Origin of the sequence: Candidatus Rhabdochlamydia sp. W815, from assembly GCF_018642185.1 — a bacterium.
GTDB lineage: Bacteria > Chlamydiota > Chlamydiia > Chlamydiales > Rhabdochlamydiaceae > Rhabdochlamydia > Rhabdochlamydia oedothoracis.
Genome location: NZ_JAAVTY010000129.1, coordinates 1 through 3,686, shown reverse-complemented (window position 1 = coordinate 3,686; position 3,686 = coordinate 1). Strand labels below are relative to the sequence as shown.

Genomic DNA, 3,686 nt, shown 5'->3' with positions numbered 1-3,686 from the left:
TGTACACACATTAACAGCAGACAACGGAAAAGAATTTGCCTATCACCAAATGGTTAGTTTCGAGCTAGAGACAGACTTCTACTTTGCAATGCCCTAACATTCTTGGGAAAGAGGCTTAAATGAGCATACAAACGGACTAGTTAGGCAATATTTTCCTAAAACACAAAGTTTTTTAGATACTACTTCCAAGGATATGGAAAGTGTGGAAACTTATACTAAATAACAGACCTAAGAAAAGCTCTCAACTTCGAAACTCCACTAGAAGTGTTTAGGAGATTATCTACAAACATGCTATGCTCGGGTGCACAATAGATGTTTTTTCAAGTATTTATATGTTCTTTTTTGTGCACTTTGAGGTTGAAAGAGCCAACTTCTACAATTCCTAAACAAGCATTTTTATAATGAGGAAATAATTACAATGTCGCCTATTTGTCCTTTCATACCGACATCAAATCTAACAGTAAAAAGGCCTAAAATTACACTGAAGTTAGCTTCAAAAGATGTAGAAAAGGTGGTCTTTCAGGATATGAAAAAGAGTTTTCAATCTGGTTGCGTTAATAAGCTTGTGTTTATATTTAGAGTGTCATCCAAAGTTCGTATATAGTGGTTCCGATTCATCGGATAAGCCCTATCACTGTTCAGGAATACCTCAGAGAATATGATTCCGAAAATAAAACTGGAAGTAGCCCTCGAGGCGGTAGCAAATCAAAACTTTCACAAGACCAAACAGAGTCTCTACTAAAACACCTACAGGAAAAGACCTATCTTAAAGTCAAAGGGATCATAGCTTATGTGCATGAGCAATAGGGGATAAAATATTCCCGAAGTGGCATGACAGATTGGCTCATACAGCACGGATTTGCTTATAAACGTCCTAAAAAGATTCCTGGGAAATTAGATCCTGAAAAACAACGAATTTTCATAGAACAATATAGGGCTTTAAAGGAGACCTTAAACCCTGATGAAGAGATCTATTTCATAGATGCTGTGCATGTGGATGGATCAAAAAAGGCGTTCAAAAGACTTTGTAGACATCCGGGAAACAATTGCGATTGCATTTTGCTGCAGCTCTTTGCCTGACAGGAATGAAGATTTTTACAGAGGAATATAAAACAGTTGATGCCGATGCAATGCTCGATTTTTTCAAGAAGCTAGAAAAACAGACAGAGGCTCGAATTATTCATGTAATTTTGGATAATGCGAGAAATAACAGATATTTTGAAATGTAGGATTAACGACAAGTTTCAAGTCGTTGACTTGAACCCCATTAAGCTAGCCGTTTGAATCGGCACTAGTATAGACTTCTTTGCTATGCCAACTAATTTTCGCGTTACAAAGACCATTTCAGCGGTAGTCTTAACATTTTTAACCTCTTGTCTTAATTGAGGAAAATCTACTCCATTTAATCGCATGCAAATTTTTTGCACACGCCATAAGTAACGAGTTAATAATCTTTTAAATTGAGGAATGCTCTTTTCCATAGTTTTATGAATCAGATAGTTTCCTGATACCATGCCAAATATCCCAGCAAATATACCCATTGCCGATATGCTAGCCCCCGCCCAATAACTATACCAGATCTCATTAATTTCCTTTTTTTGGCCTAAAGTCGCTGCTACCAACGGAGTAAATAAAATACCTATTGCTACATGGTAGACAACACCTGCAGTTGCAGAAAAGGTAAATCCAGCATACCTGATTCTTGGGACTAGTGACTCATTGATAAAATTTCTTTCTTCTGGTTTTTGACAGCAAATATCAAAAAAATTATGCAACACAGTTACAGCTAATCTACATACATCATGAGAGGTTAAGATCCAGCGGATAAGGTTTTTTTCTCTAGAAGATTGAATAGGCAGTTGCTTTGAAGGATTGTTTCTGGAAGCAGTGTTGGTAGAAGGATTTGATAATAAAGCTTGTAGGTCAAATTCTCTAGTGATTATACCAACTAAGTTTAAAGAAATAGGAGGAGTTTCTACTTCTTCATGCACTGCTTCTAAAATAGGACCCATAGAAGAAATCTCATCAAGAGAAGTTATAGTTGGTAAGTTAAGTTTAGTAACTCTACTAATTAAAGTTTCTACTTGATTACTTTGTTCTCTTTCTATAGGGCTAATAGGATATACATAAGAAAATCTACTGCCTATTAGAGTTGCTGCAGGCTTAGGTTGCGCTAAAACTCTTGTATCTGGTTTAAAAATTATGGCATTTGTAGGTAAAATCTTACTGAAACTTGATGAAGCCAAAATCCTATTATATAGTCCTCTTTCTAAAATAAAACGAGGCATATCTGGTTTAAAAATTATGGCAGTTGTAGGTAAAATCTTATTGAAACTTGATGAAGCCAAAATCCTATTATATAGTCCTCTTTCTAAAATAAAACGAGGCATATCTGGTTTAAAAATTATGGCATTTGTAGGTAAAATCTTACTGAAACTTGATGAAGCCAAAATCCTATTATATAGTCCTCTTTCTAAAATAAAACGAGGCATATCTGGTTTAGCATTATTAAAGGATAAAATATTAGAAAGTATAGACATAAAATCTCTTTTAATTAAATTTGATTACAAAAATATAAACTAATAGCAAATAAAAATAAATAAAAGATATAATTTTAAAATTAATCAATACAAACAAGTTTTTCTAAGAAAGCATCTAAGATGCCCGTTTAAAATCTTTTCGATAAGGCATAAAGATAGTTTTCATAAAACCTTTGGAAGTAATTATGGCCCGCTCTTATCCATAGAAATTTCTTCTTTTACATAGATTTTGTCCTAGACAGAACTTGAGTTGACAGACAGCACTTCATTGACAATGTCAATTTGGTGTAATGTGTCTAGCATTTTCATTTGTGCTAGATGCTTTGCATCCTGAAATGTTTGCCATGGTGTCTTCCCATAACAATATTTCCCAGAATGGACTCGCTCTTCATTGTACTCTTTTACCCATTTATCCACATCCATTTGCAGTTCTTCTAGACTATGATAAACTTTTTGCCTAAATGCTGATACATAAAATTCATTTTGAATCGTCTGATGAAACCTCTATCGAGCTTTTTCATAAAGCTCTTTATATGTATAAAAGCTTTCTCTTGAATATCCCATGTGTTTACATGCTTGAGATACATTATCTTACAATTTTTCTTGAAAACAGATCTAGCACAACTGCTAAATATAGCCATCCTTGACTAGTAGCTATATACTGAAATGCATTAGAAAAAAGACTTTTCAAACACTAAATTCATTGAAATTTTCTAGACGATACGATAAGACGTTATTATAAAATCTATTCAGAAGACGGAAAAGAAGCCTTACTAAATTTGAACTATACAGGAAAGGTTTGCTGGCTCAGTCAAAATCAGCTTGAGCAACTAAAAATCTATGTAAAAGAAGAAGCACCCCATTCGGCTAAACAAGTGATTAATTTTGCCAAAGACCGCTTTGGAATATATTATACGCCATCAGCTATGGTTTCTTTACTGCACCGCTTAAACTTCACCTATAAAAAGCCTAATCTGATTCCAGGAAAAGTGAATGAGGAAGCAAAAAAGCTTTTTTCACAAGAATTACAAAAACTAGAAAAAGAACTCGCTCAAACAGATCAACTGCTTTATCTAGATGGGGTTCATCCTCAACACAATTCCAAACCCTCTTATGGATGGTATGAAAAAGGATCTAAAGCTATAT

The 3,686-nt window shown here is 34.3% G+C and carries 6 protein-coding genes and 3 pseudogenes; 6 read left to right on the top strand and 3 right to left on the bottom strand.

Annotated features, from left to right (window positions below):
* The 4 genes and pseudogenes from RHOW815_RS08685 to RHOW815_RS07315 form a co-directional block, all read left to right on the top strand.
* Positions 1-312 (top strand): annotated as a pseudogene (locus RHOW815_RS08685) (IS30 family transposase); the annotation flags it as partial.
* Positions 313-603: 291 nt separating this feature from the next.
* The gene (locus tag RHOW815_RS07325; protein WP_215217664.1) at positions 604-807 is read left to right on the top strand and encodes a hypothetical protein; all 204 of its coding nucleotides are present in this window, start codon (positions 604-606) and stop codon (positions 805-807) included.
* Positions 808-810: 3 nt separating this feature from the next.
* On the top strand, positions 811-1,080 hold the full coding sequence (locus tag RHOW815_RS07320) for a helix-turn-helix domain-containing protein (RefSeq protein WP_434062187.1): 270 nt from the start codon (positions 811-813) through the stop codon (positions 1,078-1,080).
* Positions 1,081-1,085: 5 nt separating this feature from the next.
* On the top strand, positions 1,086-1,229 hold the full coding sequence (locus RHOW815_RS07315) for a hypothetical protein (protein WP_215217662.1): 144 nt from the start codon (positions 1,086-1,088) through the stop codon (positions 1,227-1,229).
* 15 nt (positions 1,230-1,244) lie between these two features.
* On the opposite strand, the gene RHOW815_RS07310 is transcribed toward RHOW815_RS07315, so the two are convergent.
* Positions 1,245-2,288: a hypothetical protein gene (locus RHOW815_RS07310; RefSeq protein WP_215217661.1), complete on the bottom strand. Its 1,044-nt coding sequence runs from the start codon at positions 2,286-2,288 to the stop codon at positions 1,245-1,247.
* 16 nt (positions 2,289-2,304) lie between these two features.
* Between RHOW815_RS07310 and RHOW815_RS07305 the strand changes: the two genes are divergently transcribed.
* Positions 2,305-2,583, top strand: a complete 279-nt coding sequence (locus tag RHOW815_RS07305) for a hypothetical protein (RefSeq protein WP_215217660.1) — start codon at positions 2,305-2,307, stop codon at positions 2,581-2,583.
* Between the two features lie 191 nt (positions 2,584-2,774).
* On the opposite strand, the pseudogene RHOW815_RS07300 reads toward RHOW815_RS07305, so the two are convergent.
* Both RHOW815_RS07300 and RHOW815_RS09425 read right to left on the bottom strand, forming a co-directional pair.
* Positions 2,775-3,044, bottom strand: a pseudogene (locus tag RHOW815_RS07300) (integrase core domain-containing protein); the annotation flags it as partial.
* A 9-nt stretch (positions 3,045-3,053) separates the two neighbouring features.
* Positions 3,054-3,128: pseudogene (locus tag RHOW815_RS09425) on the bottom strand (helix-turn-helix domain-containing protein); the annotation flags it as partial.
* 191 nt (positions 3,129-3,319) lie between these two features.
* Here RHOW815_RS09425 and RHOW815_RS07295 point away from each other — a divergent pair.
* Positions 3,320-3,686 (top strand): winged helix-turn-helix domain-containing protein (locus RHOW815_RS07295; RefSeq protein WP_215217659.1); only part of this gene is annotated, 367 nt, incomplete at its 3' end.

Bases quoted from the DNA above. Each gene is read 5' to 3' on its own strand.
- RHOW815_RS07315 (WP_215217662.1), top strand. From the start codon at position 1,086: ATGAAGATTTTTACAGAGGAATATAAAACAGTTGATGCCGATGCAATG.
- RHOW815_RS07310 (WP_215217661.1), bottom strand. From the start codon at position 2,288: ATGCCTCGTTTTATTTTAGAAAGAGGACTATATAATAGGATTTTGGCT.
- RHOW815_RS07305 (WP_215217660.1), top strand. From the start codon at position 2,305: ATGGCAGTTGTAGGTAAAATCTTATTGAAACTTGATGAAGCCAAAATC.